Below are 19,367 nucleotides of genomic sequence, written 5' to 3'. Positions count from 1 at the left end.
TTTCAAGCAGAGTTCATTATATGGAATATTATTTTAGCAATTGATAAAACTGTTCCATCGCTTCTTTATTATAAGCTTCATAGTTGAATGCACCGTACTCTGGCACTTCATTTTTAATAAATGCTTCAATATTTTCAGCAACAGCATCTATCATATTTTCTGTCAGTAAACCTAAAGCACCATCTTGCAAGACATATCTATTAGCTGGAATATCAGATGCGATAATATGTTTGCCTAAAGTCAACGCTTCTAACAGAACCATTGATTGTCCCTCATAATGCGATGTAAGCGCAAATAAGTCACACTGCTTCATAATATAGAAAGGATTGCTTTTCTGTCCTAATAAAAATACGCTGTCTTGCAAGTCGTAACGCTCAATTTGTTTTTGCAGTTCATTTCTAAGCGGACCTTCTCCCAGTATATAAAGCTTGCTGTTTTGATGTGTCTGATTCACTTTGTAAAATGCAGAGATTAAGATATCAAATCCTTTTTCAGGAGATAAGCGTCCCATCGCCATGATTTTAAAATCAGTTTTATTGAAAGGAACAGACTTCACTTCAAGATTTTTTGTATATGCTAATACTTCTTCGTTATTTTGAGTAAATAAGTCACTATCATCATTTGATAATTCATGAATCTTTTTCAAATTGATCACATTCATTGCCGAAACAAACTTGTTTTCAGTTAACGGCGTACTGATTTTACTTTGGTTAACCCTTTTCGTTTCTTCTGAAACACTTACCAGATAATCAAATTTGTAATATAAACTCATGACACCTTTTAAGTTTTGATAATGTGGTTTGACCCCGTTTACAGTTCGGTTCATATCATTTTCCATGTCACTATGGAGATAGATTAATTTTTTACGAGAGGCAGTACCTAAGAGTATTTTAGACCAAAACATTGAATAGCCGCTGAAATCAATTACAGTATCGAAAGCAACTCTTCCAAAAATCTTTCTAAACTCTCGTTCATATAATGCTTTTGGATAAACAGCTTTTTCAATATCAGTTTGAAGTCCTCTATTTCTTACAATAGTATCTTGGTACTTTTCGAAAGTCGTTGCTAGTAAAGGACCTTGTCTTAATATGATTCTCACATTAGGGTTGACTCTTTTCAGATTATTCAATGTTTCTATTTTATTCGTAAACCCTAAGAATAATGTCACATCATATTTAGTGTAATCAATATTTTCCAGTAAGTTTAACATTGATGAAGTAATACCATTATTAATCATTCCGCCAGGATAAATTAAAATATTTTCTTTGTTCTGCGGTCTATGGACAGGTTGCGTTTTGAACATTTTCTCTATCAATTTATCCGTAACATTCCCATCATCATACGGCACATATAATTTTTGGAAGTTTGCATATTTATCTTGGTAATTACTTTTAACTGCTTCAATATCTTTAACCGCTTCGATAAGCTGTTCTGCATTGGTTGTAGTAGGACCAGGCAATAATTTTGTATCTATATAAAGCTCTCTATTATGTTTGTACGCTTCAAAATCCGGTGCATAAAAGATGATTGGATTGCCTGTTACAAGATAATCACAGAATATACTCGAGTAATCCGTCACTAATACATCTGTGACACTTAACAATCTGTTCGTATCAAATGCATCAGGTATCAAATACGGTTTTAACGGTGCATATGATTTTGCTTTATCGTAAATAAAAGGATGCACTTTGATAAGCGGTTTATAGCGTGTTGTTTCAGATAATGATTCTATAATCTTATAAAGATCCTCTAGGCTGTCTTCAGGATGATTATTATCATCACCGCGCCAAGTAGGCGCAAATACTAAAAGCTGTTTACCCTCTAGTTGAATGCCATATTGTTCAAGTTCTTCAACCACTTTTGATTTATCGCTGTTAATTGTTAAATCTATTCGCGGATACCCGATTTCTGCGATTTCACCGTTATACAAACCTTCTAGCTTGTATGCATGTTTAAAAATATTAGTTGTATGTGTATTAGGACTTACTATGATGTCTGCACTTAAAAAGTTTTTAATGACATTTTGAGATGCAAGCAAGTTATCATGCATGTCCAATCCCATTGCCTTGATAGGAGTTCCATGCCATGTATTGACATATACTTGGTCTGGTTTCTTTGAAAAATAATTTGGGAAAGTAGAATTATTAACGAGATATTTTGCAGTTGCCAGCATTTTGAGGTAAGCATCACTGCCCTTAATCACGTACTTAATCGTTTGTTTATCTGAATTCATCTTTTGCTCAAATGCTTTTATCTTTTGTTTAGAATCCGCCACCCATACATGCGTTAAGTCTTTATGTTCATGTGATGAAAGCAGCTTTAAAAAGACTGCATAAGGGCTGTCGGTCATGCTTTTACCATCTCTTGATTCATACAAAATCAATGAATTATTCGTATCAAAATGCTTATAGTAAAATGCATATTTTGATACCTTAGAAACTAAATTGCTTTTTAGTTTTGCTTTCAAAGGATCGCTTATAAATTTATATTTACGTTTAACTTGGTTCTTTAAAATTTGTTTTAAACTATTCACTTTTACACACTCCTGATATCTTATCTGTTCAATGTTTTTTCTGGTGTTTGTTTTTCTTTATTTTACATCCTTGCCATAAAGTTCCCTTTTGATTTGAGTTGTTGAAATACCTTCTGTACGTTTTAAATAAATAACTTCGCATTGGTCTTTTAAGAAATCGAATTCTCCTTCCCAATCATGTCCCATGATAAAAGTATCAACTTCATATTTTTCAACATCTCTGGATTTTTGGTCCCATTCATTTTCAGGGATGACCAAGTCTACATATCTGATAGACTCCAACATCATTTTTCTTTGTTCATAATTATAGTATGATTTCTTATTTTTAAGCTTATTAAATTCATCTGTCGAAAGTGCGACAATTAAATAATCTCCCATTTCTCTTGCTCTTCTTAATAATTCGATATGGCCATAATGCAGTAAGTCATATGTTCCATAAGTAATTACGCGTTTCATATTATCACTCTCTCATTTGTTGTTCGCTCATCATTGCGCAAAATTTAATAAATACTATCTTTTACAATTCCTTTACAAAATTATATCACTATATGAAATGATGCTCCACTCTCTTTTTGCCAAAAAATAACGACGCACCTGTTCTCCACAAATGCGCCGCTTGCGTTTAACAATATTCATTTTCTACTGCTTCGATGACTTCTTCGAATGCTAGGCCTGTTGAGATGTTGACACTGGCTAGGAAACTGCCTTCAACGATAGGTGCTTCTACTTTTTCTACACGATATGCGCCTTCATACATTTCAATGGCCATATCTAAATTCATTTCGGCTGAACCTAAATCAAAGAAACAAATTGCGTCGTCTTTTAAACCTTCTATTGCTTGTTGGATGTGTTCGAAGGATGTTCCGATAGTCCCATCGCTTCCGCCTACTGGAATAACTTGTACACCATCAGCCATTTGACCGATTAACTTTTTGATGCCGTTTGCGATTTCTTCGCTATGACTGACTACAATAAGCGTTGTCATTTACTTATTCATCTCCTATCAATGCATTTAAAATATATACACTGCTTTGTGCACCAGGATCCGTATAGCCTCTAGATGCTTCTTTGAAGTAGGCTGCGCGTCCTTTTTTTGCGACTAAATCTAATGTGTTGTCTGCTAATGTCTGCAAGTAAGCAATATCGACTTTTTCGCCTTCTTCAACAGCTTGTCTCGCTCTTTCAATGACATCGTACATTGTCTTCTCATCTAACTCGACTTTACCTCTTTGATGTACTGCTTCAGAAAATGCTTTTAATAATTCCGGTAAATTGTCTTCAGTAATTTCATCTTGTGCAACTTGAGCCATTTTAACGAAACTAAAGCCGTATAAAGGACCAGATGCCCCTCCGATCTTAGACATTAATGTCATACCTGTTGTTTTAAGTATATCTTGAACCGTTGTTTTGTCTTCCAAAGCATCAGGCAGCGCATTAAAGCCTCTGACCATATTGACACCATGGTCGCCGTCGCCGATTGCTCGGTCTAACTCAGTCAGTGAATCTTCTCTTTCTTGGAATGTTTCTTTTAATTGTATTAAGCGCTGTTTCAGCGTTTCTGCATTCATAAAAAATCCTCCTTGTGTTTATCCGAAATAGCGGCTTTTTGTCGGTGCTTGTAATGCGGTTAAGCGCTCATCATTACTTTCAAGCAGCGTTAATGAGAAGCCTTGCATATCTAATGAAGTCATATAATCTCCGACAAACCAATGTTTGACCGCAATATCATGATCCGCAAGCACTTCATTCACATATTTCGCAGTAATATTTAATTCAGATAACGGTGTACCGCCCATACCATTAACCATCACAATCACTTCAGATGATTGGATTTCTTGTTGGAGGGCTTGCACTAATTCCGTCACAATCGTTGTAATCGGTTGAACTGCTTCTCGTTTTAATCCGCGTTCGCCATGAATCCCGATACCGATTTCCATATCCCCTTCTTCTAAATCAAAGCCGTATTTGCCTGTAGAAGGTACCATCGGCGGTGTTAAAGCCATGCCGATTGTACGCATATCAGTAAGCAGCTGTTCTGTTTTCTTAACAATGGTATCTAAATCCTCCCCTTGCTCAGCTAAATAGCCTGCATATTTGTGCACAAAGACAGTACCTGCGACACCGCGGCGCATATCATGATCTTCTACAGCGATATCATCGCGTACAATCACTTTATTGACTTTAATGTCTTCCATTTCAGCCATTTCTTGAGCCATTTCAAAGTTCATGACATCTCCGGCATAGTTTTTAATAATCAGCAAGACACCGTCGCCGTTATCTACTGCTTTAATCGCATCTAAGATTTTATCTGGTGTCGGAGAAGTAAAGATTTCTCCGCATACTGCCGCATCAAGCATACCTTCTGCGACATAGCCTGCATGTGCCGGTTCATGACCGCTGCCGCCGCCTGATACCAAAGCCACACCTTTTTGTTTTTTATCTTTACGTACTACTACTGTTTCTGAAATCACTTCATTGTCTGCGTTTGATAATGCGAAGCCTTCCAGCATATCTGAAAGTATTGTCGTTTTATCTTGAATTAATTTCTTCATCATCCACAACCCCTTTAATGTAAAGATACTTTCTTTAATTTCATGTATACACTTCTATTATATAGTTTGAAGTAGCATTATTCATGCAAAAAGAAGTTAATGTCTCATTTTCATCTTTTAGTATTCATGTTATATTACAAATAAGACAAAGTTTAAATTTTGTATCAATCGGAGGTGCATCACAATGAAACATTATGCGATTCAACACCCTGTTGCTAAACGTATTGCGGATATCATAACGATTGTCAGTTTTATCGCTATGATTGCACTGATTGCATTCAATTTTTATTTCCATTCGCATGCCGACGGTTTTAGTGCTGGTTTCCAATTGAATAGTACGGCTCAAATATCATGGCTCATTGCACTATTATTAATCAGTATAGCCAGCGATATTGTCAGCACGATTTTAAAACGTCAAAAACTTCAAACGATGTAAACAAAAACAACCTCTTGTTCATATGTAATGAATAGGAGGTTGTCTTTTTAAATACTGTTATTTGATTTTCTTTACGTAAATGGATTTCAAACCGATTTGGCCGAATCCTGGAATTTTACAATCGATATCATGCCCATCATCAGGATCCACTAAGCGGATACCTTTTACTTTAGTGCCTTGTTTGATTACATTTGAAGCACCTTTTACTTTCAAGTCTTTAATGACTGTGACCGTGTCTCCGTCTTGTAATTCTTGTCCGTTGGCATCTCGGACTTTCAAAGCTTCTTCTGCTTCTTCCACTGAATCTTGTGTACATTCATGTCCGCACATCGGACATACAAATAACGCACCATCTAAATACGTATATTCCGAACCGCAGCTCGGGCAATTAGGTAATGTTTGTTCCATTTTCTCCTCCATGATCAATAATAGCCCTCTTAATCTAACATATTTCTCACTAAAAAGATATATCCTTTAATAGAATCAGATAGATTTGGATTGACTATAACTTAGATAATCAGCCAATATCTTTGCGTTTGAATCCAATGACTCCGAATACAAGCAGCAGCAATGCGATAACAAGCATAACCAACGCTGCCGGCCAATCCATATCCGCAATCGGCAAACGCGGCACATGGCCAAAAGGTGTTAAATCTTTCATCCACTGTTTCACATTGAGCAGTTGTCCAAGATAAATAACGAAGAAGGTATAACCTAAATATAAATACACTAATAAACTTGCCTTTTCAATCCTGCCCATAACAAACACAGCTAAACCTAAGAATATTACGATAGCAGGAATAAAGACCCAGCCTGCATACATAATCTTTTCGAAAGCAATCGAGGTCTTCATACTGGATGCTGCACCAACATACATACCTAACGCAGCAAGGCTGATCATCGCAACACTATTGAACAGTCCAATCCAAATAAAACTCATCACATAGCGTACGCGTGAAACTGCATGCGACAATACAATTTCCGTATGGCTTAAGCGCATTGCTTTGCGGATTTTAAATACAGCCATTAAGACCGGTATCGTAGATACCATCCCCATAATTGCCATTAAAATCGGTACAAATTGTTCGGCATAGTTATCTCCTTTGCCTGTCAGCATGCGCTGCAGCATCGGATTTGTCTTAAAGAAGCTTTCCAAGTCTCCAAAGACCGAACCATAAGACAATCCTAAGACCAGCATGCCGATACTCCATACAATCAATCCTGTACGCTGCAAGCGCAGTTGAAGCCCTAAGGGCGACTTCAATAATGAAGATGCATGCGCATGTCCTTTACGTTCAGGCAGCAAGCCTGCTTGTGCATCACGCCGTCCGTTTAGGGCAAATGCTGAAATACATAACACTGCGGCTAATCCCAACAATGCAAAAACCGGCCACCAATTGTTCTCGCTGTAAACAGCAGTTTGCGGAATCCATCCAAGCGGCACAACATCAGATAACCAAGACAGAGATACATCTCCAACAGCACGAAGCAAATACATGATTAATAATAAGCCCATACTGATTCCCATCGTTTGGCTATACGTTGAAGCCAGCTGAGCGATAACTAATGTCATCATGCCCAGCATAAAACCGGATGCAGTCAAAGATAAGCCGTAAAGCCAAGCACCTTCAGCTGTAAAATGATCAATACCGGTAAACATCAGTCCTAATGCAATGACACAGCCTAATACAACGTTAATCAAGACTTGTTGGAACACCGTACTTAAAATCACTGCATGGCGTCCAATCGGCAAAGCACTTAATATTTCTAAACGCCCATCCTCTTCGTCGCCTCTCGTATCTTTCGACACAAACAAGATATTCATAATGCCGACTAAAATTACTGTAAACAGCTGCATTTCATAACCGAACATGGTCGCAAGATTGACTTGGCTCAAATGCGCTTGGCCTAACATCGCTTCCATCGCAGGGCTTTTAAACATTTCAAATACAGGAATCAATTCCTTCTCATTCGGGTATAAATTCGCAAATGATTGCGGAATAATCAACGTTAAAACAATTAAACCCAGCAGCCAAAAAGCCGTTTTCCATCGATTGCGCTTCAAATAAAACTTCATCAGTTTGAATGTATGATACGTCGCTTGTTTCATTTTACTCACCTTCTTTAAGGCTTTCTCCATAATGACGCATAAACAAGTCTTCTAATGTCGGCGGTTGGCTTTCTAATTTCTTAATATTAAAACGGCTTAAATATTGAAGCACATCCGCTGTTTTATCAGCATCTACTTGGAAGCGATAGACACCTTGTTGTGCACTCACATCATGAATGCCCTCTTGTGTCTCTAGCTGTGTGAGTGTTTCATCTGTTTCAACGGTATAACGCATACGTGTTAAGTGGCGCATTTCATCCAGTGTGCCGACTTCTACTAATTCGCCTTTTCGTATAATACCGACCCTGTCGCACAGTTGTTCAACTTCTGACAAGATATGACTGGATAATAAGACCGTCTTGCCCCGTGCTTTACACGCTTTTACATGTGATTGGAAGATTCTTTCCATCAATGGGTCCAGACCTGATGTCGGCTCATCGAAAATATACAAGTCCGCTTCCATACTCAACGCCGCAACCAGCGCTACCTTTTGTCGATTCCCTTTTGAATAGGCACCGCATTTTTTGCGTACATCTAATTCGAAGTCTTTTATCAATGCTTGTTTGCGTTCATGATCAACATGCTTTTGAAGACTCAATAGAAAGTCGATTACTTCTCCGCCAGTCAAGTTCGGCCATAAATTCACATCACCGGGTACATATGCAATACGTTCATGAATTGAAACCGGCTTTTTAAATGCATCTTGACCAAACAGTTGTACACTGCCTTGACTTGGTTTCAGCATACCTAACAATGTCTTAATCGTTGTCGATTTGCCGGCACCATTCGGTCCGATAAAGCCAAAGATTTCTCCTTCATGAAGTGTCATATTCAAATGCGATAATGCTTCAAACTTCCCAAAACGTTTTGTTAAATCTTCTATCTCTACTACATATGACATCAGAATCACCTGCCGATTTTCTATTTATAAAGCGTTTTCAATAATTAGTTTGCCTCCATTATACACCTCATATTCAAAGTTTGCAGAGGGATGTAAAACCAGAGATACACGAATTAAAATACGTCAAACTAAACATTATTTTAATCGTTTCAGCAACTTGCTCAAACATTAATGACAAACTGAAATAGAGCAGAAAAGCAAAAGAGCTGAGATCATCTCCCAGCTCTTTCATACACATTATTTAAATGCTCGTGTATCAATTTGTTCGTCTTCCACAAATCCTTTAATCTTTTTTTGTTCTCTTTCACTCATCGTATCACTGCCTTTTGCGATATCGCCGATTTCTTGTTTAGACAGACGTTTGCCTTTTGAAGCAGCTAAAGCATTATCAATCTTTTCATCGATATCTCTTAAATACTGATTAGATGACATGATATAACGATTGATTTTATGCAATTTGCCGTCATAGCCTTTAGGCATTCGATTTTCATTAATATAGTTGGCAAAGTTGTTATCGTTATCGCCTGCTAGTTTGCTGGCTTTCTTCAGCTGTTTAGCATCTTCTTTAGACAGTCCCTTATCCGAATGCAGTTTTTGTTGGTAATGTTCGTAGATACGTGTAATGTCATGATCTGCATTCAAGTACGTTTGAATATCTTTTTTCATTTCTGCTTTAGATATTGTTTTGTTCTTCACGTCTTTATTAAAGATTTTCGGATTTAAATCGAGTTTGCTGTCTTGAGGTTCTGATGAGACTGCATCTTCTTTTTGTTCTTGTCTTTCAGGCGATGATTCTGTCTGTTTCTTTGTCGGCGCTGTTTGTTGAGCGCATCCTGCAGATGAAAACACTAAGAGTGCTGCGATAAGTGAGGATACGATTTTCTTCACTGTGACATTCTCCTTTTTGTCTGATTCACTCGAATTCAACTTTTCTCCCAAAGTACGATTCATAACACTATTACCCTATTTCAGCGCTGTGAAAGGTCTTCAATAAGAAAAAATTAAAATTTAAACCGCTTTCATTTACATAATATTTAGAAAAAATTAAAAATAGACACGCATCTCATTAAAGTTAGTGTATAATACTTCCATACACAGATTCTATTCCGTGCAACATAAAAAGAAAATAGATGAAATGCAGCTGAGCAGTTTTCCTGCACGCCATCCATTCTCTGCATAAACTACAAAGAGGTGTAACATCATGGAAAACAATGATTTAAAACGCAGTATGACAAACCGGCACATTCAACTGATTGCCATCGGGGGCGCTATCGGTACAGGACTCTTCTTGGGGGCCGGGAAAAGCATTGCGTTAGCTGGACCATCTATCTTATTAGCCTACATCATTATCGGGTTCTTCTTATTCATTATGATGCGTGCATTAGGCGAATTGCTGCTGTCTAACAGCGAATACAATTCCTTCATTGACATTGCTGAAGATTACTTAGGCCATATGGCCGGCTTCTTCACCGGTTGGACTTATTGGTTCTGCTGGGTCGCAACAGGTATCGCAGATATCACAGCCGTAACCAAATATATTAATTTCTGGTGGCCGAATGTTCCGCCGTACTTAACTGCCATTGTCACTGTTATTTTATTGCTGGCTTTGAACTTAATGACGGTTAAAGCGTATGGCGAAGTCGAATTCTGGTTTGCGATTATTAAAGTCATTGCGATTTTATTCTTAATCGTAATCGGATTGTACCTTATCTTTACAGGTTTCCAATCACCGAACCATATTCAAAGCGGTTTTTCTAACCTTTATTCACACGGCGGCTTCTTCCCTAACGGGGTCATGGGCTTCTTGCTTGCCTTCCAAATGGCAGTATTCAGTTTTGTGGGTATTGAGCTTGTCGGTGTCACAGCACGTGAAACCAAAGATCCTGAACATAACTTGCCGAAAGCCATCAACAGTGTCGGTATTCGTATTATCATCTTCTACGTACTAAGTTTAATGGTAATTATGAGTATCACACCTTGGGATAAATTAGATCCTAAAGAAAGTCCTTTCGTTAACTTGTTTGTATTAGCTGGTATCCCAGCAGCGGCAGGTATCGTCAACTTTGTGGTCTTGACTTCAGCTTCAAGTGCCGCAAACAGCGGTCTCTTCAGTAACAGCCGTATGGTTTATGGTTTAGCTGTATCAGACAGCGCACCGAAATCACTCGGTAAAGCCAACCGTCATGGTGTACCTTATAATGCCTTGATTTTCTCTGGTGTGGTATTATTCTTGGCTGCTTTATTAAACTATGTGATTCCAGATACTGTATTCACAGTTGTAACAACAGTTGCGACTATCTTCTTTATCTTTATTTGGACTATCATTTTAGTGTGTTATATCAAATATCGTAAACAGCATCCAGAATTGCATGCCCAATCAAAATTCAAAAACTTCTTCGGTGTTACCGGATCATATTGTACCCTTGCTTTCTTCGTGATTGTCATTGCGGTATTATTCCTTGCTGAAGATACGAGAATTGCTTTATACTTCTCTCCATTCTGGCTCATCCTTTTATGGATTGCTTATAAAGCAGGCAACTTTAAAAATCGCGGTATTAAAAACTATCATTCCAACAACTAAAACGATTAACTTCACCCTCTCTGCTCAAATTGCAGAGGGGGATTTATTTTATGTATAACAAAAAGGCGAACCAGCATATACTGATTCACCCTATATATTAAAATAACCTCGACTCACGATTGATTAGTTTAAACGTGTAGGTGTGTCGCCTTTTGTAATCACGTTTAAAGCTGCGTTTAATCCGCCTTCAACTAAGTTTCTTACCGCTTCATCAGAGAAGAATGCGATATGCGGAGTTAATTGGATTTTTTCGTTTTCGATTAATTTTTTGAACGTTTCATCTTCTAATGCTTTACCTGTCCAATCAAATGTGAAGTAAGGCATTTCGAATTCGTAAGTGTCTACAGCTGCACCTGATAATTTACCGCTGTTAACAGCATCGATTAAAGCTTCAGTATCGATAACTGCACCACGTGCTGCGTTGACTAATACTGCGCCGTCTTTAAATTTAGCGAACATTTCTTTATCGAAGATGTGGTGGTTTTCTTTAGAAGCCGGCATGTGTAATGAAACAATATCTGCATATTTGATTGCTTCTTCAATTGTATCTTTGTACTCTAAGAAATCTAATGAATCATTTGGATATAAATCATAGCCTACGACTTTAGCGCCGAATCCAGCAAAGATTTTACCAGCGAATGCACCGATACGCCCTGTACCAAGAATTGCTACTGTCATATTTTTAACAGGTTTCGCCATAATTGAAGATTCCCAAGTGAAGTTGTAATCTTGAACACGTTTTTCAATTTGCGGGAATTTACGCACTAAGTTAAGTGCTGCTGCTACCGCATATTCAGCAATAGTTTCAGGAGAGTAGCTAGGAACGTTTGACACGATGATGCCGTGTTTTTTAGCTAAATCTAAGTCGTACATGTCAAAACCTGCAGTACGTTGAGCGATTTGTTTGATACCCATTTCTTCTAGTTTAGGATAGGCTTCTTTTTCTAATTTGCCGAATTGCATTGTTGTTACACCGTCAAAACCTTCAAGTTGATCTAAAGTATCATAGCTTAAAAAGTCATCTGAGAATGAAACTTCTACATTATTCTCTTTTGCCCAATTTAAAGCTACATCTTTCTCATAATCGCGTGTACCGAAAAATTTAATTTTTGTCATAATTACTTCCTCGATTCTAAAAAAATTGATAAATTTGATTAATTCTTATCTCACTTAGTATTCTATGTGAATTATTTCACAAAGTCAAGGGGTTTATTATAATTCTGAATAATCTGTTAACAATTATTATTATACGCTTTTTGTGCTTATTTGCACATCAAATTGTACCTCTATTAGATATTTTAATAATTAATCCTCTAACATATAGTGTTGTCTTCACTTCATTGCTGCAGCAACTCATATTTTTCTAGTCCCAGACAGCCGTCTTTATACAATAAATTTATATGATACACTCAACATGAAATGGAGGTTGAATGATGAAGAGAAAGAAATTTTATCTCAAAGCAATTTGGTTTCTATTATGGTTTACCTTGTTTCTGATAACAGAGTCTTATCACTTTAGTATCCGTACTGTAATTTTTTTAGTAATTGTGTTCGGCGGTTATCTGTTGATTGACAGCTATTTCTATCGCAAAGATAAAGCACAAAAAGAGAAACATACGCATGAAAAATAAAAATGAACGACTTTTTCAGTCGTCCATTTTCTTATAGCGTATGGTCGGTTGTCGATCGCCCTTTTTGAATGCTTCGGTTGCTTTACGTCTGCGCTCTGCACGTAGTTTGCGATTCTTTGCGGCTTCTTTTTTGTTATAAGCAATATTTAATGATGCGCCTTTTTGTGTATTGTCTTTCATATACATATAGGAACCGACATTGTACGCTGTGCGTACAATCATTTGACCTGCTACAGGTGATGTCATGTATAAGAAGAGAATGGTTAACAGTGTTCTGACACTGAAATAATCTCTTGTAAATAAAAAGTAGATAAAGACACCGATTAATGATAACAGCACAGATAATGTCGAACTCTTAGTTGCGGCATGTGCTCTTAAAAAGATGTCTTTGAATTTCAAAATACCTATCGCACTGATTAAAGCAACGATAGAGCCTAGCAGAATAAGGACAGCAGCAAATAAACTAGCGATTTCGCTCATTATCAAAGATTCGTCCCCCTTCTACAAAGCGTGATATACCGATGGTACTCAAGAAGGCCAAAATCGCAATGATTAGACTCGCATCTAAGAAACTCAAACTGTCTAATACGATACTTAATAAACCTACAATCGAAATAATCATCGCACCGATACTATCAAATGCGACAACGCGGCTGGGTGTTGTCGGTCCTTTGATGACACGAATCAATGAGATAATCACCGCAATTCCAAAGATAATCAAGGCCGAACGAATCATCCAATCTATTATGATTTCAATCATTTGAGCACCTCCCATATCAAACGTTCATATTTCTTAATCTGTTTCGTCAAAATAGCTTTGTCTCTTTCTGAAACATCAATCGCGTGAATAAAGAAACGACTGCCGTCAGGCGACACCCTCAACACTAATGATCCCGGCGTCAGCATAATCAGTAATGTTAATAAAGTAATCGCCCAGTCTCGTTTTAAAGATGTTTCATAAATCAATAATCCCGGGTTCATATCATGCGACTTGAATAAAATGTATACAATCGTTGAAAGACTGGAAATCAATAACTGTACGTTATACACCACTATGAATTTGAAGATGACCCAAACTTTCTTTAAATAGAATACGCGTTTAAAGAAGAACCTGTGAATCAAATACACAATCATAATACCGATGATGTATCCTGAAATAAATGTAGATAAATGAAACTTATCTTCGTCTTGGAAAAGTGTCCATAAAATCGCGATTAATATATTCAACGTTAATTGGGCTAACATCAGTCCACCTCCAAATGAGGGACTACCGCTTCTTGATAATCACCTGGATTTAAATTCATTCCTGCTGCTTGATGGGCAATATCTAAGAACCATTCTGCACCAAACCCCATCACTATCGTCGCAATGGTCAATAGCAGCATCGCTGCGATTTTATGCGGTAAAATAGTTTGTTTCTGCACTACAGGCATCCCTTCTCGACCAAAATACATATAGAAGAATACTCTGAGCAAACTATACATGGCAATCAAGCTGGTAATAATCATCACCACTACACCTGCAACATAACCTTGTGCAAGTGCGCCTTGGATAATCAATAATTTCCCAGGAAATCCGCTGAACGGCGGTACGCCGCCAATCGATAGCGTAAGAATAAACAACACAATACCTAAAGACGGATGGGTGTGAATCAAACCGCCCATTTCTTTATAGCTTCTTGTTTGGCAAATCACCACGAAGATACCCATAACAAGGAATAACAGTGTTTTAATGATCATGTCATGGCCTGCATAGAAAATGGCACCTGTGATACCGGCCTCATTAAGTGCGCTAATGCCTAATACTGAAAAGCCGATAGATAAAATAACTTGGTACGCCGCAATTTTCTTCACATCTTCGTACCCTAACACACCGATTGCGCCGATAATCATTGTGATAATCGCATTATAATACATTAATTGATGTGTCACATCCGGCTGCTGATCAAAGAGCAAGACCATTACACGTATCAACGCATAAACACCGACTTTGGTCATTAATCCCGCAAACAGTGCTGCTAACTCGGTATTGAGTGCCGCATAAGCTTTCGGCAGCCACATAAACATTACGAGTGCTGCCTTGCCTCCGAAGACAAAGATCATAATAATAGCGACCATAGTCATCGCCGGAGGTTGGCCGCTCTCTGAAATACGCATCGACAAATGACCAAAGTTCAGAGTACCTAATGTGCCGTATAAATAAGCAATACCGATTAAGAAGAACCATGAACTTACTACGTTCATCACTACATAAATGACACTGGCACGCAATTGTTCAAGTGTACGCCCAAGTGTTAATAACACAAATGATGAAATCAGCATGATTTCAAACATGACATACAAGTTGAAAATATCTGCTGTTAAAAAGCTGCCTGCCACACCTGTTAACATAAATAAAATGAATGACGGCAGGAAATAGCGGTTGGCTAAATGTTCGCGTTTACCAAAGCCGAAGAAAATCACTACTGTGACTACTAAGTTCGCAATCATCACGAAAAACAGTCCTAATGTATCTCCGACAAACTGGATACCGAATGGCGGCTGCCAATCACCAAAGTTGATGACCAGCGGGTTATGTTGGTAAACATACACTAATAAATACACAGAAATCAGTGTATTAATCACTTGTACAGTGATAGCAATACGTCTTGTGACCATTAAACGTTCTTTGAAGAAGAACAGTACGAGTCCGGTAACTAAAGGCAGCAGCAACGGTATAAGCAATAAATTATTCATCAACATCATCATCCTCACCGCGCAATGCCTCAATTCGGTTGACTCTCGTCACTTTATAAGTTCTGTACACCAACACTAATAAGAAAGCTGTTACCGCAAAACCGATTACAATCGCTGTTAAAATCAATGCTTGCGGTAAAGGATCCACATAGTTCTTGCCTTCCCCGTTAATAATCGGGACATTCGTTCCATCAAAACCGCTCATAGCCAATATGACTAAGTTTGCGACGTGCGTATAAATCGCAGTGCCTAAAACAATACGGATTAAGTTTTTCGATAGAATCATATACGTGCCTGCAAAAGTTAAAATGCCGATAATGGTAATCAGTATAATATTCAACTTTTATCACCACTTATCGCAAGCATAATCGTTGTGATTGAACCGACCACTGTTAACAAAATACCAAATTCAAACAACGTCACACTCGAAAGGTGTATCTTCTCTAAATAAGGCAGAGTTACATAAATATCTTCATGCGAAAGCATAGGGTGACCAAAGAAAATAGGCGCAATCGCTGTAGCAATAGATAATAAACAACCAGAAATTGTTACAGCACGAAAGTCGATCGGCAGTGACCGTACAACCTTTTTCACATCGAAAGCTAAAAACATTAAGATAAAGGCTGAACTGAATACTAAGCCGCCAATGAAACCGCCGCCTGGATTGTCATGTCCGGCTAAAAAGATATAAGAACCGAACGTTAAAATAATAAAGACTGCGACTTTCGAGATGGTCTCTAATACAATGTCATTTTCTTTCATTTGAATCACCCTTTCTAATATTGAATTTAATCAAGGAATAAATTCCTAAACCGACAATCATAATCACTATACCTTCAAGCATAGTATCTAATGCTCTGAAATCTCCTAATATCGCATTGACGATATTTTTAGATCCAGCAAGCTTATAACTATTTTCATAGAAGCTGGAAATCTTTTGGAAAGCTTGTTCTTGCTGGGCAATAATCACAAACGTCACTACAAACGCTGACATTAAAAATGCAATAACCAGCTTAAGTGCTTCTTTGCCTTTATGTGCTTTATCTCGTCTGACGTTCGGCAAATGATAAAAGACCAGCAAAAATAAAATCGTTGAGATGGTCTCAATAACTAACTGTGTCATCGCTAAGTCCGGTGCTTTCATCAGCACAAAGACAATCGCAATCGTATAACCGATAACACCATTGATAATAATCATAGCCATTCGTTCGCGCAGGAAAACCAGCGCAATTGATAAAAAGGCAATATTTGCCGCAACTAAGATTTCAAACCATGTGACAGGTTTGATTTCAAAACCTTCCACATTAATCCACCCTACTCGAATCAATCCGTAAGCTATCATACAGAAGAACATGAAATAAATAACATGCAAGTATTGGTTCAGTTTGTTATTCATCATGCCTTGCATACCGAACTTACTTGTACGTTCACTGACATTTAACATGCCTTGATACAAACTATTGATGGATAAGCCGGTTGGAATTTTGTTATATACCTTCATCCAACGTGTACGCCATAATAACAAGACACCCAGCACATAAATCGTAAGTGTAATCCATAACTCAGGACTTAACCCATGCCATGCCGTAATGTGCGGAATGTATTTTGATACATAATCTGTTTGGCCTATGTCGCGTAAAGCAGGCTCAATCAAGTACGTACCTAACACGTTAGGAATGATAAAGAACAACGGCATGCCTAATGTAATGACCACCGGCGCAATATAAAGACCTAATGGTTCATGGTCCGGCAGTTGCGGCAGCTGATCTTTCTTCAACTTTCCGAAAAATGTATCTTTAACCAAACGCAAGCTGTAAATAAACGTCAAGATACTTGCGATAACTCCGATAATCAGAGTCACTGTCGCAAAGACTTGGTCAAAGACAGAAAGCTGTTTGGCACTTACTAATGTCGCAAAGAACATTTCTTTTGATAAGAAACCATTGAATAACGGCAAGCCTGCCATTGCCATGGCGCTGATTGTCATCATGACTGCAGTAACCGGCAGTACTTTGCGCAATCCGCCTAAACGCATTAAATCACGTGTCCCTGTCTCATGGTCGACAATACCGACACCCATGAACAACACACTCTTGAACATTGCGTGGTTGATTAAATGGAAAAGTCCCGCAAATAAACTCACTACATAGAAAGCTTGGAAGGTTTGTGCATGATAACTGTATGCCAGCATTCCGAATCCGACCATCGACATAATCATGCCGAGTTGACTGATAGTAGAATACGCTAACAAACCTTTTTGGTCTCTTTGGCCGACGGCTACAAAAGAACCGACCAGCAAAGTCGTAATACCGATGGTAATCACAATATAAGCAACCCATGATTCATATCCTAAAATAGGTGTAAAACGAAAAAGCAGGTATAAGCCGGCTTTTACCATCGTTGCGGAATGCAGATAGGCACTGACAGGTGTCGGTGCTTCCATCGCATCCGGCAGCCAAATATGGAACGGAAACTGAGCAGATTTAGTAAATGCACCGATTAATATACAAATGACTGCTAAGGGGAACCAAGGAGACTGATATAACATTTGACGCATCGGAATTTGAACAAGTTCCGAAATCGTATTTGTCCCTGTAATGTTGAACATTAAAATAAAACCGACCAGCATGAACATACCGCCGAAAACGGTAATTAAGAAGGATTTCATCGCACCTGCTTGACTTGCTTTTCGGTTATACCAATAAGCAATCAGCAAGAATGAAGCAATGCTGGTCAATTCCCAGAACACGTACAGCAATATAGTATTATCTGCTAACACTACCCCTAACATCGCAAACATGAACATCAGCAAATAAACATAAAACCTAGGCAAATCATCATGTGCTTTAGAAAGATATGCGTTGGCATATAATACGATACCTGTACCGATGATCGTTATCAGCAAAGCAAATATCAGTGATAATCCGTCTAATCTAAAAGTGAAATTGACGTCGATGGAAGGCATCCAAGGTATAACCACTTCTAATACCTTGCCCGATGCAACACGAGGAAGCTGAGTTATAAAGTATATTGCACTGACTAACGGCGCAAACAAAGCAACCCACCCTGCTTGTCTGCTTAATAACGTCCGATATCTACTTGTATTATGTGTAATTTCTGTTGGCGCCTGCTCTGAGGCTGTGGTTAATCCAGCCGAGCGGCTGGGTAAATTCGTAATGAGCACTAAAAGCATAATGAGGATAATAAAGGCAAACAGCCAAATGAGGCTCATAAGAAATAAGACTCCTTTCTATTTGTGAGTTTGATTTTCTTATCGTTCTAAATATCTAATTGAATCGTAATCGTACGTTCTTGTTTAGGAATATCTATAAATTTAAGTGTCTCAGACAACGTCTGATGACCGAGGTATTTTTGTATCACAGTAAGTGGTGTACCTGATTGATACGCATGATAAGCAAACGTTTTGCGCAGCGACTGCAAACCGATATGAGAAAGACCATTGCGGACAGCGGCATCATGAATAATACGATAAGCTTGTTGGCGAGATAAAGCGCGCTTTGTCTTCGCAGACTTAAACAAATAATCTTCAGGACCGATACATTCAGATTCTATATAACGTGCCAACGCTTCACACAAATGTTCAGAAAGCGGCACTACAATTTCAGATTCTTTTTCATGCGGCCAAACTTTGATAATCGCTGAGTTGGAGTCACTCTCCATAACATCTAACCCCTTTAAATCAATCAACGCACTGATCTTGATACCCGTATGTATCGCTAAACGAAATAATAAATAATCACGCTGATTATGCTCTGACAACGTTCGGCACATCGCTTCAATTTGTGCTTTATCTTTAATAGGCAACACACATTCCAAAAGCAGCCACTCCCTCAATTAATTTAAATATCCTAATGATACATAAATATT

At 38.1% G+C, this 19,367-nt stretch carries 21 protein-coding genes; 3 read left to right on the top strand and 18 right to left on the bottom strand.

The genetic code is table 11. The features are described 5' to 3' along the window. Positions 1-28 precede the first annotated feature (28 nt). From MUA90_RS01970 to dhaK, 5 genes are all read right to left on the bottom strand, one after another. Positions 29-2,533, bottom strand: a complete 2,505-nt coding sequence (locus tag MUA90_RS01970; protein WP_262587985.1) for a glycosyltransferase — start codon at positions 2,531-2,533, stop codon at positions 29-31. 57 nt (positions 2,534-2,590) lie between these two features. Further along, positions 2,591-2,989: a glycerol-3-phosphate cytidylyltransferase gene (gene tagD / locus MUA90_RS01965; protein WP_262587984.1), complete on the bottom strand. Its 399-nt coding sequence runs from the start codon at positions 2,987-2,989 to the stop codon at positions 2,591-2,593. A 166-nt stretch (positions 2,990-3,155) separates the two neighbouring features. Further along, positions 3,156-3,518, bottom strand: a complete 363-nt coding sequence (gene dhaM, locus MUA90_RS01960; RefSeq protein WP_262587983.1) for a dihydroxyacetone kinase phosphoryl donor subunit DhaM — start codon at positions 3,516-3,518, stop codon at positions 3,156-3,158. Between the two features lie 4 nt (positions 3,519-3,522). Continuing rightward, positions 3,523-4,101, bottom strand: a complete 579-nt coding sequence (gene dhaL, locus MUA90_RS01955) for a dihydroxyacetone kinase subunit DhaL (protein ID WP_114604444.1) — start codon at positions 4,099-4,101, stop codon at positions 3,523-3,525. Between the two features lie 18 nt (positions 4,102-4,119). Then, the gene (gene dhaK, locus MUA90_RS01950) at positions 4,120-5,085 is read right to left on the bottom strand and encodes a dihydroxyacetone kinase subunit DhaK (protein ID WP_262587981.1); all 966 of its coding nucleotides are present in this window, start codon (positions 5,083-5,085) and stop codon (positions 4,120-4,122) included. Positions 5,086-5,269: 184 nt separating this feature from the next. Between dhaK and MUA90_RS01945 the strand changes: the two genes are divergently transcribed. Then, positions 5,270-5,521, top strand: coding sequence for a hypothetical protein (locus tag MUA90_RS01945; protein ID WP_262587980.1), 252 nt, complete (start codon positions 5,270-5,272; stop codon positions 5,519-5,521). 57 nt (positions 5,522-5,578) lie between these two features. On the opposite strand, the gene MUA90_RS01940 is transcribed toward MUA90_RS01945, so the two are convergent. The 4 genes from MUA90_RS01940 to MUA90_RS01925 form a co-directional block, all read right to left on the bottom strand. Next, positions 5,579-5,929, bottom strand: a complete 351-nt coding sequence (locus tag MUA90_RS01940; protein ID WP_262587978.1) for a zinc ribbon domain-containing protein YjdM — start codon at positions 5,927-5,929, stop codon at positions 5,579-5,581. Between the two features lie 109 nt (positions 5,930-6,038). Further along, a complete protein-coding gene (locus MUA90_RS01935) occupies positions 6,039-7,631 on the bottom strand; it encodes an ABC transporter permease (protein ID WP_262587976.1) in 1,593 nt (530 codons plus the stop codon). A 1-nt stretch (position 7,632) separates the two neighbouring features. Beyond that, positions 7,633-8,532, bottom strand: a complete 900-nt coding sequence (locus MUA90_RS01930) for an ABC transporter ATP-binding protein (protein WP_262587975.1) — start codon at positions 8,530-8,532, stop codon at positions 7,633-7,635. 237 nt (positions 8,533-8,769) lie between these two features. Then, a complete protein-coding gene (locus MUA90_RS01925; protein ID WP_262587974.1) occupies positions 8,770-9,420 on the bottom strand; it encodes an NDxxF motif lipoprotein in 651 nt (216 codons plus the stop codon). A 313-nt stretch (positions 9,421-9,733) separates the two neighbouring features. Here MUA90_RS01925 and MUA90_RS01920 point away from each other — a divergent pair, with 313 nt between their 5' ends. Beyond that, positions 9,734-11,113: an amino acid permease gene (locus MUA90_RS01920; RefSeq protein WP_262587972.1), complete on the top strand. Its 1,380-nt coding sequence runs from the start codon at positions 9,734-9,736 to the stop codon at positions 11,111-11,113. A 123-nt stretch (positions 11,114-11,236) separates the two neighbouring features. On the opposite strand, the gene MUA90_RS01915 is transcribed toward MUA90_RS01920, so the two are convergent. Next, on the bottom strand, positions 11,237-12,229 hold the full coding sequence (locus MUA90_RS01915) for a D-lactate dehydrogenase (protein ID WP_262587971.1): 993 nt from the start codon (positions 12,227-12,229) through the stop codon (positions 11,237-11,239). A gap of 317 nt (positions 12,230-12,546) precedes the next feature. Here MUA90_RS01915 and MUA90_RS01910 point away from each other — a divergent pair, with 317 nt between their 5' ends. Continuing rightward, a complete protein-coding gene (locus MUA90_RS01910; protein ID WP_262587970.1) occupies positions 12,547-12,744 on the top strand; it encodes a hypothetical protein in 198 nt (65 codons plus the stop codon). 15 nt (positions 12,745-12,759) lie between these two features. Here the strand turns inward: MUA90_RS01910 and MUA90_RS01905 are convergent, their stop codons facing one another. From MUA90_RS01905 to MUA90_RS01870, 8 genes are read right to left on the bottom strand one after another with little or no spacing between them, the layout of a single operon-like run. Further along, on the bottom strand, positions 12,760-13,230 hold the full coding sequence (locus MUA90_RS01905) for a Na+/H+ antiporter subunit G (protein WP_105994137.1): 471 nt from the start codon (positions 13,228-13,230) through the stop codon (positions 12,760-12,762). Further along, positions 13,208-13,504, bottom strand: coding sequence for a monovalent cation/H+ antiporter complex subunit F (locus MUA90_RS01900; protein WP_105994136.1), 297 nt, complete (start codon positions 13,502-13,504; stop codon positions 13,208-13,210). The genes MUA90_RS01905 and MUA90_RS01900 overlap by 23 nt, the downstream gene beginning before the upstream one ends. Continuing rightward, positions 13,501-13,989, bottom strand: a complete 489-nt coding sequence (locus tag MUA90_RS01895; RefSeq protein ID WP_114604434.1) for a Na+/H+ antiporter subunit E — start codon at positions 13,987-13,989, stop codon at positions 13,501-13,503. Before MUA90_RS01895 ends, MUA90_RS01900 begins: the two co-directional genes overlap by 4 nt. Beyond that, positions 13,989-15,479 carry a Na+/H+ antiporter subunit D gene (locus MUA90_RS01890; RefSeq protein WP_262587968.1) on the bottom strand — a complete coding sequence of 497 codons (1,491 nt, stop codon included), beginning with the start codon at positions 15,477-15,479 and terminating at the stop codon, positions 13,989-13,991. Before MUA90_RS01890 ends, MUA90_RS01895 begins: the two co-directional genes overlap by 1 nt. After that, positions 15,472-15,819 carry a Na(+)/H(+) antiporter subunit C gene (locus tag MUA90_RS01885; RefSeq protein ID WP_105994133.1) on the bottom strand — a complete coding sequence of 116 codons (348 nt, stop codon included), beginning with the start codon at positions 15,817-15,819 and terminating at the stop codon, positions 15,472-15,474. Before MUA90_RS01885 ends, MUA90_RS01890 begins: the two co-directional genes overlap by 8 nt. Next, on the bottom strand, positions 15,816-16,241 hold the full coding sequence (locus tag MUA90_RS01880; protein WP_262587966.1) for a monovalent cation/H+ antiporter subunit B: 426 nt from the start codon (positions 16,239-16,241) through the stop codon (positions 15,816-15,818). The genes MUA90_RS01885 and MUA90_RS01880 overlap by 4 nt, the downstream gene beginning before the upstream one ends. Further along, positions 16,228-18,711, bottom strand: a complete 2,484-nt coding sequence (locus MUA90_RS01875) for a DUF4040 family protein (RefSeq protein WP_262587964.1) — start codon at positions 18,709-18,711, stop codon at positions 16,228-16,230. Before MUA90_RS01875 ends, MUA90_RS01880 begins: the two co-directional genes overlap by 14 nt. A gap of 47 nt (positions 18,712-18,758) precedes the next feature. Continuing rightward, complete coding sequence (locus MUA90_RS01870; RefSeq protein WP_262588787.1) at positions 18,759-19,307, bottom strand: tyrosine-type recombinase/integrase; 549 nt, start codon at positions 19,305-19,307, stop codon at positions 18,759-18,761. Between the last annotated feature and the right edge of the window lie 60 nt (positions 19,308-19,367).

The organism is Staphylococcus sp. IVB6181 (assembly GCF_025561445.1).
GTDB lineage: Bacteria > Bacillota > Bacilli > Staphylococcales > Staphylococcaceae > Staphylococcus > Staphylococcus simulans_B.
This window is presented reverse-complemented; position numbering and strand designations above follow the sequence as displayed.

What these genes read in the sequence shown, in the direction of transcription:
- tagD (WP_262587984.1), bottom strand. Translation starts at nt 2,989, where the DNA reads ATGAAACGCGTAATTACTTATGGAACATATGACTTACTGCATTATGGC.
- dhaM (WP_262587983.1), bottom strand. Translation starts at nt 3,518, where the DNA reads ATGACAACGCTTATTGTAGTCAGTCATAGCGAAGAAATCGCAAACGGC.
- dhaL (WP_114604444.1), bottom strand. Translation starts at nt 4,101, where the DNA reads ATGAATGCAGAAACGCTGAAACAGCGCTTAATACAATTAAAAGAAACA.
- dhaK (WP_262587981.1), bottom strand. Translation starts at nt 5,085, where the DNA reads ATGAAGAAATTAATTCAAGATAAAACGACAATACTTTCAGATATGCTG.
- MUA90_RS01945 (WP_262587980.1), top strand. Translation starts at nt 5,270, where the DNA reads ATGAAACATTATGCGATTCAACACCCTGTTGCTAAACGTATTGCGGAT.
- MUA90_RS01940 (WP_262587978.1), bottom strand. Translation starts at nt 5,929, where the DNA reads ATGGAACAAACATTACCTAATTGCCCGAGCTGCGGTTCGGAATATACG.
- MUA90_RS01935 (WP_262587976.1), bottom strand. Translation starts at nt 7,631, where the DNA reads ATGAAACAAGCGACGTATCATACATTCAAACTGATGAAGTTTTATTTG.
- MUA90_RS01930 (WP_262587975.1), bottom strand. Translation starts at nt 8,532, where the DNA reads ATGTCATATGTAGTAGAGATAGAAGATTTAACAAAACGTTTTGGGAAG.
- MUA90_RS01920 (WP_262587972.1), top strand. Translation starts at nt 9,734, where the DNA reads ATGGAAAACAATGATTTAAAACGCAGTATGACAAACCGGCACATTCAA.
- MUA90_RS01915 (WP_262587971.1), bottom strand. Translation starts at nt 12,229, where the DNA reads ATGACAAAAATTAAATTTTTCGGTACACGCGATTATGAGAAAGATGTA.
- MUA90_RS01910 (WP_262587970.1), top strand. Translation starts at nt 12,547, where the DNA reads ATGAAGAGAAAGAAATTTTATCTCAAAGCAATTTGGTTTCTATTATGG.
- MUA90_RS01900 (WP_105994136.1), bottom strand. Translation starts at nt 13,504, where the DNA reads ATGATTGAAATCATAATAGATTGGATGATTCGTTCGGCCTTGATTATC.
- MUA90_RS01895 (WP_114604434.1), bottom strand. Translation starts at nt 13,989, where the DNA reads ATGTTAGCCCAATTAACGTTGAATATATTAATCGCGATTTTATGGACA.
- MUA90_RS01890 (WP_262587968.1), bottom strand. Translation starts at nt 15,479, where the DNA reads ATGAATAATTTATTGCTTATACCGTTGCTGCTGCCTTTAGTTACCGGA.
- MUA90_RS01880 (WP_262587966.1), bottom strand. Translation starts at nt 16,241, where the DNA reads ATGAAAGAAAATGACATTGTATTAGAGACCATCTCGAAAGTCGCAGTC.
- MUA90_RS01875 (WP_262587964.1), bottom strand. Translation starts at nt 18,711, where the DNA reads ATGAGCCTCATTTGGCTGTTTGCCTTTATTATCCTCATTATGCTTTTA.